Source organism: Polynucleobacter brandtiae, assembly GCF_002797575.1.
Classification (GTDB): domain Bacteria; phylum Pseudomonadota; class Gammaproteobacteria; order Burkholderiales; family Burkholderiaceae; genus Polynucleobacter; species Polynucleobacter brandtiae.
On sequence record NZ_PGTX01000003.1, the window covers coordinates 107,793 to 124,747 of the forward strand.

Consider the following 16,955-nt stretch of genomic DNA (forward strand, 5'->3'; position numbering starts at 1 on the left):
GAAGCGTTGTGCCCGCTTAAAGGCTGACGGATAATAGAACTCATGCTTAAAAAGTTCGTCCCGTATCGCCTATTGAGCGCGTTTCAAAAGCCTGCCCCTGGCTCTAGAAGCCGCTGGCGCAAACGTGCACTCATTCTCGGTAGCCTTATTCTGGCCTTATTGCTACTTGGGCACCTTGGCGTTCGATTTGTGCTGTGGCCACAAATTGAAAAGTCCAAGTCCACCCTAGAAAGCATGATGAGCAACCGCTTAGGTGCAAGCGTCACCATGGATGATGTTCAAGTGTCTTGGACTGGTATTCGCCCGAAATTTGTTATCCAAGGTCTTAAAGTCACTCAGCTCACCAAGCTCACTAAGCCATATTCAACATCCGCCTTACCCGCTGCTGCGCCGCTGATGATTGAGCGCATTCAAGGCGAATTAAGTTGGCTATCTTTTTATTACTTAACGCCTTACTTTCATCAAATTAGTGCTAATGGTGTGCAGTTATATATTGAGCGAAATGCCAAAGGATTTATTTCTGTTGCAGGCATTCCCATTCATAGTAGCTCGGGCGATCTGTCAACTGAAAATTGGCTGCTTGCTCAAAATAATATTGAAATAAATCATGCGAAGCTCATTTGGGAAGATCAACAAACCCAAAAACTTAAAACGACTATTGATATAGAGCGATTCCGCTTTAACAATGGTATTCGCAAACATCAAGCTGAGTTAACGGCACTGACACCCTGGAGCCAAAACCCAATTCAAGTTCACGCAGACTTTGTCCATCGCCTTGGCAGCCAGGCAGGGAACTGGCACAACTGGACAGGCCAGTTTTCCTGGGATACCTCTGCTTTAAACCTCAATCAGTTATTAAAGGATATCGCCCTTCCTTTAAACGACTTACAAGGACAGCTCACCTCCAAAGGTAGTATTGGTCTAGATGCTGGCAAGGCAAATGAAAGTCAATTGTTCTTAGCTATCGATCAACTGAAGTTTCAACTCAACAAGGATGAAGCTCCGATTGAGTTTGGGAGAATCGAAACAAATTTAGTACAGGAAATTGATCGCGGTCTTAATTCAATTACCACTAAAACTTTGTCATGGCGTGCTACAAACGATCTCACAACAAAGCCACTAGAAACACTAAGTCCTATTACTTTTCGCTGGCGCACTCCTGAAGCCAGCGGTGAAATTAAAACATTTGGATTCTCATCCCCTAAAATTCAATTGGAAGATATTTCGTTATTTGCCCTAAACCTCCCTCTATCAAAAAAGATACGTCAATGGGTTAAGGTTGCTGCAGCTAATGGGGAGCTTGAAAATCTAGAAATGAATTGGTCAGAAAATAAATCTGCTCTAGCCAGTCTTCCCGTACCAGGTAACTGGTTTTCCAGCGTTAAGCTCGATTTCAGCATCAGTGCAAAGCTCAATAACATTAGCTTTACAGGGGTTAACCCATCGCTACCCTCAATCGCCAATTTGACTGGAAACCTGACTAGCAATCAAAAGCAGGGAAACCTCACAATCAATTCCAGTAAGCTCAAATTAAATCTAGATGATTTTTTATCAGCGTCATCATTTATATTTAATAGCGCAAAAGGTGAAATCAGTTGGACTGAGCAAAAAGGAGCTTGGCTGATCAATGCCAAGAAATTGCAATTAAGTAACGCTGAGATAACAGCGAGTCTCGACTTAAACTATCTTGCAGCAGGCCCAAAGCAATCCGATCAAATCACACTCGATATGCAGTTTATTCAGGCTAAATTAGCAACCATACACCGCTATCTTCCAGTGGGCATGGATAAAGAAATTAGAGAGTATCTTGGGAAGGCCTTTGATTCTGGTGATATTCAAGATGGTTCCTTCCACATAAAAGGTAGCGTAGATCAGATTCCATTTTCTGACGGACAAAATGGAGAGTTCACACTGCATTTACCGATTGTTGGGGTAAGTTATAAGCCGGCACCATTGATGCCCACAAAGCAGGGTGTCTGGTCGGCCTTCAATAATATCAATGGCAAAATCGGCATGAAGCAATCCGCTCTATCTGTTGACATTGACCGTGCCAATTATAAAAATACCGCCATCAGTAATGTCCATGCCCAGATACCGGATGTCAGTGCAAAAAAGCTCATCCTACTGATTAATGGCCAAGTGATTGGCGATGGCTCGCAAATAATGGAGTACGTGGCTGTATCGCCTATTGGCGTTCAGCAGCCTAGTTTAGTGAAAGATCTTTCTGTATCCGGTCCAATCAATCTAGATCTTGGACTAAAGCTCCCCCTTTCCAGTATCGAAAATGCCAACATCGATGCCAAGCTCACCTTGTCTGGCAATAAAGTACAGTGGGGCTCGATTCCACCTCTGGAAAATCTCAAGGGGAAGGTTCGCATTACCGAAAAGAATCCTGAGTTCGAAAACGTGACAGCTAACTTTCTTGGTGGAAATTTAAACGTCTCAAGTGCCCTCAGCACTACCGACAGCGCCAGTTTTAATATTAGCGGCACTACTGATGCTCGCTTTATCAAAAATTATGTTGCCACTATTCCAGGATCACCACCGTATTTAAAGCTATTAAACGCTATGAGTGGTACCGCGAAATACGAAGGCTCTTTAAACTTTAATAAGCTAGGGAGCCAAACCAATCTAGCATTTGATTTACGCAACTGGGCAATTTTAGCGCCCAGCCCAGCAAATAAATTAGCTGGCAGTCCTATGTTGGGGCAATTGAAATTACGCACATTCCCAGCCACTAAATTAAACTTAGTACGCGCAGATTGGTCTGCCAAGCTTGGAGAGGATTACTTTTTACAGGGCAATTTAGATAGTGACGGCGTCTATAAAAACGCCATCGGCATAGGCTCACCCCTCAACCTTCCCCAGCAAGGCTTAGCCATTAACATTGTCAGCAAGGAATTGAATCTCGATACATGGATGGACTTTATTGGATCGGGCCAGCCTAAAAATTCCATGCCGGAAGTAAAAGTCGCAGAAAAATCTAGCGACAGCACCCAAGTTACAGCGCAAATTAAAAGATTGATCGTACTTGATCGAGCATGGGACGATTTCAACTTAAATGCTGTCGAAAAAAATGATGCTTGGCAGCTCCGCCTCAGCGCTCCTTTGTTGGCTGGTCAAATGCAATGGACCCCGAGCAACATCGATCAATCTAGCGGCCTGATCACTGGGCGCTTATCTAAACTTAAAGTACCTGAACAAATACGCGTTGTCGAAACCACCTCTTTAGATTCGACTCAAGCAATGAAGAAGACAGGAAGCCAATCCAGTCAAACAAAACAGGCCTTAAGCCCTAGTAACATTCCAAGTCTTGATATTACGATCGATGATTTGACTTTAAAAGAAGCGCAATTAGGCCAGATCAAGCTTAGAACAAAGACTACCCAAGACACTGTCAAGATCGAGTCTTTACAAGTAAATAACCCGCAAGCAAATTCAACTATTACGGGTCAATGGGTCGGTAAAAATTCCAATACTGGAGAAATGAGTTCGCTTAGCGCTAACGTAGATGTAAAAGATTTTGGCCGTATGATTTCGAGATGGAGTAACCCGCAGTCCGTAGAGGGTGGAACAGGGAAATTAAACGCAAATGTCAGTTGGTCTGGGCCAATTTTTTTGCCTGATGAGGCCTCGCTTACAGGCAAGGTAAGCGTTGATCTTGCCCAAGGGCGCTTACTTGAAGTCAATACAGATAGCGCTAAGTTACTTGACGTACTCAGCTTGCAAAGCTTATTTAAATTTGCCACCTTAGACCTGCGGGGCAGTTTAGGTAATCTAGCAACCAAAGGTACGCCTTTTAAATCCATCACTAGTAGGTTTGAAATTAACCAAGGCATTGCGCAAGCTGAGCAATTTACAATGATCCTAGACCAGGCTCGAGTCGCGCTATCTGGTCAGATCAATATCCCACAGAAAACTCAAGATTTACGAATTACGATATTTCCAACAATTGATGCAACAGCTGGCTCGCTGGCTGCATTTGCTATCAACCCTATTATCGGGCTGGGCGCTGTTTTAGGGCAGTACTTAATTACCAGCCAAATTAATCGTACGATGCAAACAGACTACCTAGTACAGGGCTCTTGGCGTGATCCTGAAGTGGTGCCACTAGACCAAAAGGGTCAACCACTAGACGCAAAGACCTTGAATACAATTCGCACAAAGAATTTATTAAAAGAGCAGGATAAGCCTGACTTACCATCCACGCCACAACAGAATCCTACTGGCACTCCTGCCTCTAATTCGCTTCCGAGCTAAGTATGCAAAATGATTCAATGAATACCTCGCAACTCAAAGTAGCATCGATACAGATGGTATCGACCCCCGATATCACTGAGAATCTCAAGATTGCAGAAGGCCTCGTACAAGCCGCAGCAAAAGGCGGCGCTCAAGTCGTAGTCTTGCCAGAATATTTTTGCTTAATGGGACTGAAAGATACCGATAAGGTCGATGCACGCGAGGCACTTGGAAGTGGTCCGATTCAAGAACGGCTTGCCGCGATCGCTTTAGAAAATCATCTGCATTTAGTTGCAGGTACTATTCCGCTCGTAGCCAGTATCCCTAATAAAGTCTTAAACACCACACTAGTATTTGACCCTCATGGAAAGCAAATTGCGCGCTATGACAAAATCCATTTATTTGGCTTCCAGAGTGCACAGGAACGCTATGAGGAATCAGCCACCATTGAAGCAGGCGATACTCCAGGCCACTTCACCATTAACATCAATCAAGTTGATTGGCGTCTTGGATTAAGTATTTGCTATGACCTACGCTTTCCAGAGCTTTACAGGCAGATGGGCCAAGTAGATTGCCATATTATTCCTGCGGCCTTTACTTACACTACTGGCAAAGAGCATTGGGAGATTTTGCTTCGTGCGCGCGCAATCGAAAATCAATGCTACGTACTATCTTCAGCCCAAGGCGGAGTTCACCTTAATCAAAGGCGAACCTGGGGGCACAGCATGCTAGTGGATCCCTGGGGTACAGTACTAAGTGATTTATCTGAAGGTAACGGATTGATTACGGGCATCCTCAGCAAAGATAAATTAAAAGAAGTACGCTCTAAGTTACCCGCACTTCAACATCGCAAGCTTTAACAAAGAAAGTTCAGTCAAATACAAATGAGAGCACCGGAAGCCCTATTTCCAAGCGATTGGACCAAACCTAAAAAACAAGCCGATCTTCTCAAGCTGGCGAAATCTATTTTGCTCGAGCCAACCGGACTGTCTGAGCAAGACTTACACCGCACCTTTGGGAATATGTTTACCCATCAATTGGACGATGCTGATTTGTACTTTCAGCACACTCGCAGTGAAAGTTGGAGTCTGGAAGAGGGCATTGTGAAATCTGGAAGTTTCAATATTGATCAAGGTGTTGGTGTGCGCGCTATTTATGGCGATAAAACAGCCTTTGCTTATTCCGATGAAATTAATTTAGATGCCTTAAGCAAAGCAGCAAAATCCACTAGAGTTATTGGCCCACAAGGTGGTAAACAAGCCGTTGCTACAAAGCTATTTACCCCTACTTCCAATCAACTTTACTCAGATTTAAATCCATTGGATTCTTTAGCGCCCCAAGAAAAAATTGCCTTGTTAGAAAGTATTGAGCGTCGTGCCAAAGCCCGCGACCCGCGCATTATTCAGGTAATGGCAAGTCTTGCCGGTGAATTTGATGTCGTCATGGTGGTAAGAGCAGATGGGCTTTTAGCAGCTGATGTGCGGCCGCTAGTGCGCGTATCAGTGCATGTGATTGCGGAGCAAAATGGTCGACGCGAATCTGGATCATCTGGAGGTGGTGCTCGTCATGACTACCATTACTTTAATACCGATTTGATTAATCAGTATGTTGATGAGGCGGTAGATGGCGCCCTGATTAATTTAGATTCTCGTCCTGCACCCGCCGGGCCAATGACCGTAGTGATGGGGCCGGGCTGGCCTGGTGTTTTGCTACATGAGGCGGTCGGTCACGGCTTAGAGGGTGATTTTAATCGCAAAGGCTCCTCTGCATTTGCAGGATGCATCGGTCAACGTGTAGCAGCCAAAGGGGTCACCGTAGTAGACGATGGAACACTCTCAGGTCGTCGTGGCTCACTCAATATTGATGATGAAGGCACACCCACCCAGTGCACTACTTTGATTGAGGATGGCATTTTGAAAGGCTATATTCAGGACAGCTTAAATGCCCGCCTCATGAAGATGCCCCTTACAGGCAATGGCCGCCGCGAGAGCTTTGCCTCGCTGCCGATGCCACGAATGACAAATACCTATATGTTGGCGGGTAAAGATGACCCCCAAGAAATTGTCGCCAGCATCAAGCGCGGTCTTTATGCGGTGAACTTTGGCGGTGGCCAGGTCGATATTACGAGCGGTAAATTTGTCTTTTCAGCCTCAGAAGCTTACTGGGTTGAAAACGGCAAGATTCAATATCCTGTCAAAGGGGCCACAATCATCGGTAGCGGTCCAGAATCCCTCAAACAGGTCTCCATGATCGGTAATGACCTCAAATTAGACGGTGGAATTGGGGTTTGTGGCAAGGAAGGCCAAAGCGTTCCAGTGGGCGTTGGCCAGCCTACTTTACGAATTGATAGCCTAACTGTCGGTGGTACCGCCTGATACGGCTTAAAATAGTAGTATGAGCCAACAAAATACGAATCCCGCTAATTGGTACTCGGTCGTTGATAAAACGTCGGATACAGATGATCAACGCATTGAGAACATTACTGTTCTGCCTCCGCCCGAGCATTTAATTCGTTTCTTTCCAATTGCAGGAACGCCTACAGAGGCGCTAATCAGCAAAACCCGGAAAAGAATTCGGGACATTATTCATGGCAAAGATGATCGCTTACTGGTCATCATTGGACCTTGTTCGATTCACGATCCACACGCTGCTCTAGAGTACTGCCAACGCCTACTTGCAGAGCGAGAGCGTTTTTCAGGTGAACTAGAAATTGTGATGCGCGTCTACTTTGAAAAGCCACGCACAACAGTGGGCTGGAAGGGCTTGATCAATGACCCATACCTAGATGAAAGCTATCGTATTGAGGAGGGTCTGCGTATGGCTCGTCAAGTATTGATGGAAATTAATCGACTAGGTATGCCCGCTGGTAGTGAGTTTTTAGATGTTATTTCTCCGCAATATATTGCCGACCTGATTTCTTGGGGTGCCATTGGCGCACGCACCACTGAGAGCCAAGTTCACCGCGAACTTGCTTCAGGCTTATCTGCACCGATTGGCTTTAAAAATGGCACCGATGGCAATATCAAAATAGCGACGGATGCAATTCAAGCGGCAAGCCGTCCACACCACTTTTTATCGGTTCATAAAAATGGTCAAGTATCCATCGTAGAAACCAAGGGCAATAAAGACTGTCACGTGATTTTGCGTGGCGGCAAAGAGCCTAATTACGAAGCGCAATATGTGCAATCTGCTTGTGCTGAGTTGTCGTCATCAAAGCTGCCGGCCAGCTTAATGGTCGATATGTCTCATGCTAACTCTAGTAAAAAACATGAGCGTCAAATGGTTGTTGCTGAAAATATTGCAGAACAAATTGAATCTGGTTCACATCAGATTTTTGGTGTGATGATTGAGAGTCACTTAAAAGACGGTGCTCAAAAATTCTCACCAGGAAAAGATGATCCTAGCAAGCTTGAGTATGGTCAAAGCATCACTGATGCCTGCATTAACTGGGAAGATTCAGTCAATGTATTACAGCGACTTGCCTTGTCAGTGAAGAATCGTAGAAATATAAAAAAATAAGGCAGTTGAAAAATTACGTCTTACAGATTAGAAATATATAAAAGGGGCTAGTTTATTTAGTCTCTTTTTTTTCGTGCTTCCAAAGTACATCATCACCACCAGCAGTGCGATTGAGTACCCGCGCCAATACAAATAACAGGTCGGATAAACGATTGACGTATTGTCGCGGTGAATCATGCAAAGGCTCTTCCCGCCCTAAGCGCACTATCGATCGCTCGGCACGCCTGCATACCGTCCTACAAACGTGTGCCTGTGCGGCTGCCCGAGAACCTCCCGGCAAGATGAATTCTGTCAAAGGTGGCAATGTGGCATTGTATTTTTCCAACCAGATATCAAGTTGGGCTACCTGCTCTGGCTTGAGCAATGTGTAGTTGGGAATACAAAGCTCTCCGCCCAAGTCAAATAAGTCATGCTGAACCTGGAAAAACAGGGTGTGAAACTCCTCTGAAATGGCCTCAGGGATCGATTCGGTCATTAAAACCCCAATTTCAGAGTTCAATTCGTCAACATCACCCATAGCGCAGACGCGCAAATGGTCCTTTTCAACGCGACTGCCATCGCCAAGACCGGTCATACCCGCATCGCCAGTTCTGGTGGCTATTTTTGAAAGTCGATTTCCCATAGAACTAATTATAAGTAAATGGCTAAAATGATTCTTATGAACATGGTTACCCCACCCCCAGACATCGCAGCCATTGCGCTCCTTCAATCCAAATTGGTTGCAGCGTTGCGACCTATTCTTCCTGAGCATGCTCTGCTTTGGGAGCCTGAAGATACGATTCCCTATGAATGCGATGGTTTGGCAGCCTATAGGCGCATGCCTTTAGCAGTTGCCCTGCCAGAAACAGAGGCTCAAGTTGCCCAAATTTTGAAGATTTGCTACGCCATGGCCATCCCTGTAGTACCCCGTGGATCCGGGACTGGCCTATCAGGCGGGGCAATGCCCATATCCCAAGGTTTAGTTCTGTCATTAGCTAAACTCAAAAAAATCATTCAGGTTGATCCATTTACTCGTACGGCTGTAGTTCAGCCTGGGGTGCGTAATCTAGCTATTTCTGAGGCTGTTGCGCATCTAGGCCTATATTACGCACCCGATCCCTCTTCTCAGATTGCCTGCTCCATTGGTGGCAACGTCAATGAAAACTCTGGTGGGGTGCACTGCCTTAAATATGGATTAACGCTTCATAACATCTTACGTGTTCGCGGTCTTTTAATGAATGGCGAAGCTGTGGAATTTGGTAGTCTTGCACCAGACGCTCCAGGCCTAGACTTATTGTCCGTCGTCATTGGTAGCGAAGGCATGCTTGCTGTGGTTACCGAGGTGACAGTAAAGCTGGTAGCTAAGCCAAAATTAGCACGCGTCATTATGGCGAGTTTTGACGACATTGAAAAAGGTGGCAATGCTGTCGCTGCCATTATTGCAGCGGGCATTATTCCTGCTGGTCTCGAAATGATGGACAAAGCAACTACAAGAGCAGTAGAAGAATTTGTACACGCCGGTTACGATCTCAATGCGGAAGCCATTTTGCTTTGCGAATCGGATGGCACTCCCGAAGAAGTTGCCGAAGAAATAGAGCGCATGACCAGTGTGCTGGAGCAAGCCGGTGCAAGTGGTATTCAGATTTCTCAAGATGAAGCTGAGCGTTTGAAGTTCTGGAGTGGTCGAAAAAATGCCTTCCCTGCTGCTGGTCGATTAGCAGCCGATTACTACTGTATGGATGGCACCATACCTCGTCGCCACATCGCTACCCTACTTAAGCGTATTCAAGGTATGGAAAAAAAATATGGCCTTGCCTGCCTAAATGTATTTCATGCGGGTGATGGCAATATGCATCCCCTTATTTTATTCAACGGTGCAGATCAAGATGAGTGGCATCGTGCAGAAGAATTTGGCACTGAAATTTTGGAAGCTTGTGTTGAATTGGATGGCACGATTACTGGGGAACATGGTGTGGGTATTGAAAAAATTAATTCCATGTGTGTTCAGTTTGGTGAAGGTGAAAGGGAATCATTTTGGGGGGTCAAGAGTGCTTTCGATCCTGAACATTTATTGAACCCTGACAAAGCCATCCCAACCCTCAATCGTTGCGCTGAATATGGTCGCATGCGGATCAGTGGCGGTAATTTACCCCATCCAGAGTTGGAGCGCTTTTAATGCCACGTAAAAATTCTAATCCTGCTGCTATCAAGCAAATTGAATTATTTCGTGAGCAAATTTTAGCCGCTGCTAAAACGCAGACGCCTCTCTCAATTCAAGGTGGTGGTACCAAGTCTTGGTATGGAAATAATAACCAATTTACCAAGCTAGATACGCGCCCCTACTCCGGCATTCTGGAATACCAACCCGAAGAATTAGTGATCACTGCCTGCGCTGGTACACCCTTAAAAGAGATTGAGGCCGCTCTAACGGATAAGAATCAAATGCTCCCTTTTGAGCCGCCACACTTTGGTGAAAATGCTACTTTTGGCGGGGCAATTGCTGCAGGGCTTGCAGGGCCCGGCAGAATTAGCGCTGGCAATCTGCGAGATTTTGTATTGGGTGCGCGCATCATGGATGGCAAAGGCCAGGACTTATCTTTTGGTGGCCAAGTAATGAAGAATGTTGCTGGGTATGACGTGTCACGCTTACTGCCAGGCTCTATGGGCACCTTATCCCTCCTACTAGAAGCATCAGTGAAGGTATTACCGAAACCCGCAGCAACAACTACTCTTCGGTGCGCAGTCACACAAGCACATGCCTTACAACTCACTAATCAATGGGCTGGCCAGCCTTTACCCCTTGCAGCAAGTTGCTGGATTGGCTCAGCCAAGTCAAACAAGGAGGGTGAGCTGACGATTCGTTTATCGGGCGCAGCCGCCGCTGTGAAAGCAGCGATTCCCCTGATGAGTGCCGCTGTAAATGCTGTTGAACTAGATCCAGAAGTTGCCAAATCGTTCTGGCGTGATCTGCGCGAACAACAATTGCCCAGTTTTACCAATCTGAGCCCAGATGAAACACTGTATCGTTTATCCCTACCAGCAGCCTGTGGCTCACTCACCCTGCCAGGTATGCAAGATGAGATTGTGCTGGAGTGGCATGGCCAACAGCGCTGGTTAAAAGCGTCAGGTGATGAATCTACCTTTGCCTCCATCAAGATACTTGCAAATACTCACGGGGGACATGCTAGCCGCTTCAAGCAGGGTGCCAACGTGGACCCAAGCTATCAACGCTTTACCCTCTTAAGCGAACAAGCCCATTCAGCCGCACTAGAGGCTGTTCAAGCGCGCTTGCGCAATGCATTCGATCCAGCAGGTGTATTTGCCTCTCACCGCCTTCCATAAGCCTTTACATGCAAACTCAACTCGCCCCCCAATTTGCCAATACTACTGATGGTATTGAAGCCGCCCGAATTCTTGGTAAATGTGTTCACTGCGGTTTCTGCACTGCGACCTGCCCTACCTACCAAATTCTGGGTGATGAATTAGATGGCCCACGCGGTCGTATCTATTTAATCAAACAAATGGCTGAAGGTCAGGCACCTACCGAAAAAACCCGTCTGCACCTTGACCGCTGCTTGACTTGCCGTAACTGTGAAAGTACCTGTCCTAGTGGCGTGCAGTACGGCAATCTGATTGATATCGGTCGTAAGTGGGCAGAAGAGAAAACCGCTCCACGCCCTCTATCGCAACGACTGACTCGTTGGGCCCTTAAAGAGGGTTTGACTAGCCCGCTTTTATTCAACTCAGCGATGACGCTTGGTCGCTTAGTGCGCCCCCTAATGCCAAGTAGTATTAAGCGCAAGGTACCTGAAATTAAAAATAAGGCCTTAGCCAGCGATACAGATCCATATGCAAGACCAACCACCCAGCATGCTCGCAAAATGTTATTGCTAGAGGGTTGCGTGCAACCGGGTATGCTACCCAATATTAACTCTGCTACTGCACGCGTATTAGATGCACTAAAAATTGAACTTATTAGCGCGCCGAATGCTACTTGTTGTGGAGCATTGCGTTATCACCTAAATGATCAAGCAGGCGGCCTAGATAATGCCAGGCAAAATATCGATGCCTGGTGGCCACTGATAGAAAAGGGTGCGGAGGCAATTGTGATGACAGCCTCTGGCTGCGGCGTTATGGCTAAGGACTATGGACACCTTCTGGCTAGCGACACCACATATGCAGCTAAAGCAAAAAAGGTTTCCGATCTCACCAAAGATATTTCTGAAATTCTTCCCCTTTTACAGACTGAGCTACTAGCACTCGTCGGAGCTGATCCAAAGCCAGGCGTCGTATACCATCCTCCCTGCACCTTGCAACATGGTCAACAAATTCGAGGAAAAGTAGAGGGTCTATTAGCCAGTATTGGTATCGGTGCACGCCTATGTGCAGATAGCCACCTATGTTGTGGTTCCGCTGGCACTTACTCAGTGACCCAGCCCGAGCTCTCCGATCAGCTGCGTAAGAATAAGCTGGCACACTTACAGGCTGCCTGTGAAGAATCTGGTGCCCAAGTCATTGTTTCTGGCAACGTCGGCTGCATCTCTCACCTGCAGCAAGATGACACTCCAGTGTTGCACTGGATAGAAATCATTGATCAGTTGATCACCCGAAAATCTACCCCTACATCATGAATAACATTACCAACAATTTAATGCTGGTAAAGCAAAGGTTAGAACTCGCAGCATTAGCCGCAAAAAGGGAGCCGGAAGATATCCAGCTACTAGCAGTTAGCAAGACGTTTCCTGCAAGGGCAATTGAAGAGGCAATGCACGCCGGACATAGTGCTTTTGGAGAAAACTATGTTCAAGAAGGGGTTGAGAAAATTCAGCAACTGGCTAAACTACGCCCTTGGCTTGAATGGCACTTTATTGGCCCGCTCCAAAGCAATAAGACAAGAGAGGTTGCCGAACACTTTGATTGGGTTCACAGCATTGATCGCCTCAAAATTGCAGAACGTCTGTCCGCGCAGCGTGGTGAGTTCCCCAACCTTGGACCATTGCAAGTTTGCGTTCAAATAAATATCAGCGAGGAAAATAGCAAAAGCGGTCTACCCATAGAAGAAGTAGAGGCCCTGTGTACTGCAATTACTAAACTTCCCCATTTAGTGCTGAGGGGGCTCATGGCAATTCCAGCTCCCAGCAAAGATATTGTCCAACAACGTCAAGCGCTAGCAGCTGTCAGGGAGTGCTTTATTGGAATCAAAACAATGCACATAGCAGATTTTGGTTATGACTTTTTTGATACCCTCTCAATGGGCATGTCAGATGATTTAGAGGTCGCTATTACTGAAGGCAGCACAATCGTGCGCGTCGGAAGTGCTATTTTTGGGAAGCGCGATAAGGTCTGAATATGAACACTACATCAATGAATCAAAATGCCCACATCACTTTTATTGGCGGTGGCAATATGGGTCGCGCTCTCATTAGTGGGTTATTGGCGAGTGGATTTAGGATTGGTCAGTTTTCGGTAGTCGAAGCAAATGCCGTCACAAACCAAAAATTACAGCAAGACTTTGGGATTCAAGTGATGAATACTTTGGATCAGATCGCATTTGATTTCTCTAAAAATAATGTTGTCGTAATGGCCGTCAAGCCACAAGATTTTTCATTGGTGGCGAAAACATTGAGAGCAAAACTAAAACCATCGCCTACGTCTCTAGTCACACCAGTAATAGCACCCCTTGTTTTGAGCATTGCCGCCGGTATCCAACTTCAAGATATGCGTCGCTGGCTTGACCACGACTGCTGTGTCCGTGCCATGCCTAATACCCCAGCTTTAATTGGAAAAGGAATAACCGGTTTATTTGCGGATGCCTCTGTAGGCGCCACTAACCACGCCCTCGCAGAAACCATTTGCAATGCAGTGGGTCAAGCCGTGTGGGTCAAAGAAGAGAGACTCATTGATGCAGTTACTGCTGTTTCTGGAAGTGGCCCTGCTTATGTTTTCGCTTTCTTGGAAGCCCTGCAAGCTAGCGGTGAAAAACTTGGGCTTGATGCAATAACCGCCCGCAAACTAGCTTATGCCACATTAGAAGGTGCTAGCGAGCTAGCGCACAACTCCGATGAGCCCGCTAGCATACTGCGGGAGCGCGTCACCTCAAAAGGCGGCACCACCGCTGCAGCACTAGACGTACTCAAGCAATTGGACTGGCAAGGTACTCTTGAAAAAGCAATTCATGCGGCAGATCAACGTAGTCAAGCAATGGGTAATGAATTCGGTCGGGGTTAGTTAAGAGCAAATCCCAGTACGATTCCCAGAAACAAAAATCCGCCTAACCAGTTGTTATGGCGAAACGCCTTAAAGCAGTCTGCGCGATTTCTGGATGAGACGAGTCTAAGGTGATACAGGGCACAAACTAGCGCCAAAATCCACCCCAACCAGAAGTAATGATTTAAGTGAGCCAATTGCGCGACGACTATTTGGCTAATCAGTAAGATCCCATAGCTAATCGCAATCGCTAAAACATCAAATCGACCAAAGGTAATAGCAGAGGTTCTCAGTCCTAAGCGCAGATCATCATCTCGGTCGACCATGGCATAAGCTGTGTCATACGCAATGGCCCAGAAAATATTTCCGACAAATAAAACCCAAGCCTCTAGCGGAATAAATCCCAGTACGGCTGCATAAGCCATTGGAATGCCAAACCCAAATGCGATTCCTAAAACTGCCTGTGGAACAGCTAAAAAACGCTTAGTAAAGGGGTAAATAATGGTAACTGCTAAGGCACCAATAGAGAGTACTTTGGTCAGCGTATTGAGGGCTTGTATCAGTAGAAAAGAAAGGAGCGCCAATGTAGCGGCAATCGTCAACGCCTCTTTTCCAGAAATCTTGCCAGTAGTAAGGGGGCGATCTTTCGTTCTCAAGACGTGGCGATCAAAGTCACGGTCAGCGAAGTCATTCATTGCGCAACCAGCACTACGCATAAAAAATGTACCTAGGATAAATATGATCAGTACCTCTAAATCCGGCGGACCCCCACTAGCTAACCACAGCGCCCACAAAGTAGGCCACAGTAAAAGCAAGGTTCCAATAGGCTTGTTCAGGCGCAGTAAATGAGCATAAGCAACTAGTCGTAAGCGGAAATGATTCATCAAAGAATTATCAGGCTTTCAGAAATTCTGTGCGAGACCCGAGCCAACGCTCTAGATGTCTTCCTACTAAATCTGCATGCTCACTCAACAATCGATCAGCGGCTGTTTGCGCTAACTCAATTAACCAAGCGTCTCGCTGAAGGTCTACAAAACGCAACATCGCATCACCGGACTGCTTGGCTCCCAATAACTCTCCTGGACCACGAAGTGATAAGTCTCGCTCTGCAATGACAAAGCCATCAGTAGTTTCTCTTAGGGTTTGTAGGCGCTCTTTTGCTGCCATCGAAAGTGGCTCTGCGTACATCAAAATACACACGGAGTCTGCCGAGCCGCGGCCTACGCGCCCCCTTAATTGATGTATCTGGGCATAGCCAAAGCGCTCTGCATGTTCGATCACCATCAGCGCTGCATTGGGAACATCAACACCAACTTCAATCACTGTAGTGGCTACTAATAGCTGAATTTCATTCGTCTTAAATGACGCCATCACAGCAGCCTTCTCCTCACTTTTTAATCTGCCGTGTACCAAGCCCACTTTAAAATGCGGTAAGGCCTGAGTGAGCTGCTCAAAACTCTCTACAGCAGTTTGCAATTGAAGGACCTCTGACTCCTCAATTAATGGACATACCCAATATGCCTGTAGCCCTTTAGCTAACCAAGCATGCAAGCCCCCAATCACCTCATCGCGACGGGCAGCTTTGACAACCTTCGTTGTAATTGGCTTACGGCCCGGTGGCAACTCATCAATTACTGAAACATCAAGATCAGCATAATATGTCATCGCAAGTGTCCTCGGAATAGGCGTTGCCGACATCATCAATTGATGGCAATAAAATAACTCTGAACCTACCCGTTGCTGAATTTCTAAACGCTGCCGAACCCCAAAACGATGCTGCTCATCAATGACAGCCAAACCCAGCCTTGAAAAGCTCACCTTGTCCTGAATGAGGGCATGTGTGCCAATAATTAATTGCGCAACACCATTCTCAATCATTTCCTGTGCCAATCTTTTTTCTTTTGCCTTCAAGCTTCCGGAGAGCCAGGCAACCTTTACACCTAATGGCTCGAACCATTCTTGCATCTTAAGATAATGCTGCTCTGCCAAGATTTCTGTGGGGGCCATAATGGCTGCTTGATATCCATGATCGATGGCGCGTGCCGCTGCTAAAGCAGCAATCACTGTCTTGCCACTACCCACATCGCCCTGTAGCAATCTATTCATTGGGAAAGTATTTGAGAGATCATCCCCTATCTCTCGCCATACGCGTGTTTGAGCACCCGTCAGCTCAAACGGCAACACCTTCAATAAGCCCTCTTCAATACTTGTCGGCGCGCTTGCTTCGTCATTATTTTTTTCGTCATTGCATATCGCGACTAACTTTTTGAAACAAGGTGCACGTCTTTCTCTACGAATCGCGTGCGCCCGCTTTAATGAAATTTGTTGCGCCAGTAACTCTTCAAACTGCACACGACGCCAAGCGGGGTGCGTGCGCTCTAACAATGACTGGGTATTCGCATCTGCGGGTGGCTGATGGAGGTATGCAATCGCCTCTTGCAAAGGAGGCCAATCCTGAGTCGGCAGAATTTCTGATGTCAGGCTAGCGGGTAAAAATTCAGCTAAGCTCTCTTTCAGACTGGGATCCTGTAACGCCTTGAGTACCGCCTTTCGAATAATCGTTTGGGATAAGCCGGCACTAGCCGGATAGACCGGCGTCAAACTCGCAGACAGGGGTGCATCGGCAGTCACAGCACGCACAATAGGATGAACCATCTCTGCACCCAAGAACCCATCGCGCACCTCTCCGCGCACACGAATATGACTTCCAACTGCCATTTGTTTTTGTTGGCTAGGATAAAAATTGAGAAAGCGGAGCCCAAGTGCGCCCGTATCGTCCTCAATCGTGACTAGTAACTGTCTTCTAGGCCGAAAAAGGACTTGACTGCGAATAACGACCCCTTGGGTCTGAATCGCATTAAACTGGCCTAGTCCCAAGGCTTCCTCAATAGTGAAAAGTTCAGTCTCATCCTCGTAACGGGATGGGAGGTGCAGAGCAAGAGCCATTGGGCTGTTTAAACCCATTTTTTCGAGTGCAGTTGGCGGTCGCTTATTCGTCATCTTTAAAATCC

The 16,955-nt window shown here is 46.6% G+C and carries 12 protein-coding genes; 9 read left to right on the plus strand and 3 right to left on the minus strand.

The features are described from left to right. The first annotated feature begins 42 nt into the window (after nucleotides 1-42). From B0G85_RS06630 to B0G85_RS06645, 4 genes are read left to right on the plus strand one after another with little or no spacing between them, the layout of a single operon-like run. Nucleotides 43-4,260 (plus strand): YhdP family phospholipid transporter, encoded by a 4,218-nt coding sequence (locus B0G85_RS06630; RefSeq protein WP_100379671.1) that lies wholly within the window; start codon nucleotides 43-45, stop codon nucleotides 4,258-4,260. A 2-nt stretch (nucleotides 4,261-4,262) separates the two neighbouring features. Next, the gene (locus B0G85_RS06635; protein WP_232725976.1) at nucleotides 4,263-5,099 is read left to right on the plus strand and encodes a carbon-nitrogen hydrolase family protein; all 837 of its coding nucleotides are present in this window, start codon (nucleotides 4,263-4,265) and stop codon (nucleotides 5,097-5,099) included. Nucleotides 5,100-5,123: 24 nt separating this feature from the next. Beyond that, a complete protein-coding gene (gene tldD, locus B0G85_RS06640) occupies nucleotides 5,124-6,614 on the plus strand; it encodes a metalloprotease TldD (protein WP_100379672.1) in 1,491 nt (496 codons plus the stop codon). Nucleotides 6,615-6,633: 19 nt separating this feature from the next. Continuing rightward, on the plus strand, nucleotides 6,634-7,758 hold the full coding sequence (locus B0G85_RS06645; RefSeq protein WP_100379673.1) for a 3-deoxy-7-phosphoheptulonate synthase: 1,125 nt from the start codon (nucleotides 6,634-6,636) through the stop codon (nucleotides 7,756-7,758). Between the two features lie 52 nt (nucleotides 7,759-7,810). On the opposite strand, the gene B0G85_RS06650 is transcribed toward B0G85_RS06645, so the two are convergent. Continuing rightward, the gene (locus tag B0G85_RS06650; RefSeq protein WP_100379674.1) at nucleotides 7,811-8,380 is read right to left on the minus strand and encodes a cob(I)yrinic acid a,c-diamide adenosyltransferase; all 570 of its coding nucleotides are present in this window, start codon (nucleotides 8,378-8,380) and stop codon (nucleotides 7,811-7,813) included. Between the two features lie 36 nt (nucleotides 8,381-8,416). Between B0G85_RS06650 and B0G85_RS06655 the strand changes: the two genes are divergently transcribed. The 5 genes from B0G85_RS06655 to proC are packed head-to-tail and all read left to right on the plus strand — an operon-like array spanning nucleotide 8,417 to nucleotide 13,965. After that, the gene (locus B0G85_RS06655) at nucleotides 8,417-9,913 is read left to right on the plus strand and encodes an FAD-linked oxidase C-terminal domain-containing protein (protein WP_415836303.1); all 1,497 of its coding nucleotides are present in this window, start codon (nucleotides 8,417-8,419) and stop codon (nucleotides 9,911-9,913) included. Continuing rightward, complete coding sequence (gene glcE / locus B0G85_RS06660; RefSeq protein WP_100379675.1) at nucleotides 9,913-11,079, plus strand: glycolate oxidase subunit GlcE; 1,167 nt, start codon at nucleotides 9,913-9,915, stop codon at nucleotides 11,077-11,079. Before B0G85_RS06655 ends, glcE begins: the two co-directional genes overlap by 1 nt. A gap of 8 nt (nucleotides 11,080-11,087) precedes the next feature. Further along, the gene (gene glcF, locus B0G85_RS06665) at nucleotides 11,088-12,368 is read left to right on the plus strand and encodes a glycolate oxidase subunit GlcF (protein ID WP_100379676.1); all 1,281 of its coding nucleotides are present in this window, start codon (nucleotides 11,088-11,090) and stop codon (nucleotides 12,366-12,368) included. Further along, nucleotides 12,365-13,084, plus strand: coding sequence for a YggS family pyridoxal phosphate-dependent enzyme (locus B0G85_RS06670; RefSeq protein WP_100379677.1), 720 nt, complete (start codon nucleotides 12,365-12,367; stop codon nucleotides 13,082-13,084). The genes glcF and B0G85_RS06670 overlap by 4 nt, the downstream gene beginning before the upstream one ends. 2 nt (nucleotides 13,085-13,086) lie before the next feature. After that, entirely contained in the window at nucleotides 13,087-13,965 is an 879-nt protein-coding gene (gene proC, locus B0G85_RS06675; protein ID WP_100379678.1) for a pyrroline-5-carboxylate reductase, read from the plus strand. Here the strand turns inward: proC and ubiA are convergent. Both ubiA and recG read right to left on the minus strand, forming a co-directional pair. Beyond that, nucleotides 13,962-14,828: a 4-hydroxybenzoate octaprenyltransferase gene (gene ubiA, locus B0G85_RS06680; protein WP_100379679.1), complete on the minus strand. Its 867-nt coding sequence runs from the start codon at nucleotides 14,826-14,828 to the stop codon at nucleotides 13,962-13,964. The two genes, proC and ubiA, sit on opposite strands and share 4 nt — an antisense overlap. A gap of 10 nt (nucleotides 14,829-14,838) precedes the next feature. Then, the gene (gene recG, locus B0G85_RS06685; protein WP_100379680.1) at nucleotides 14,839-16,944 is read right to left on the minus strand and encodes an ATP-dependent DNA helicase RecG; all 2,106 of its coding nucleotides are present in this window, start codon (nucleotides 16,942-16,944) and stop codon (nucleotides 14,839-14,841) included. Nucleotides 16,945-16,955: the final 11 nt, after the last annotated feature.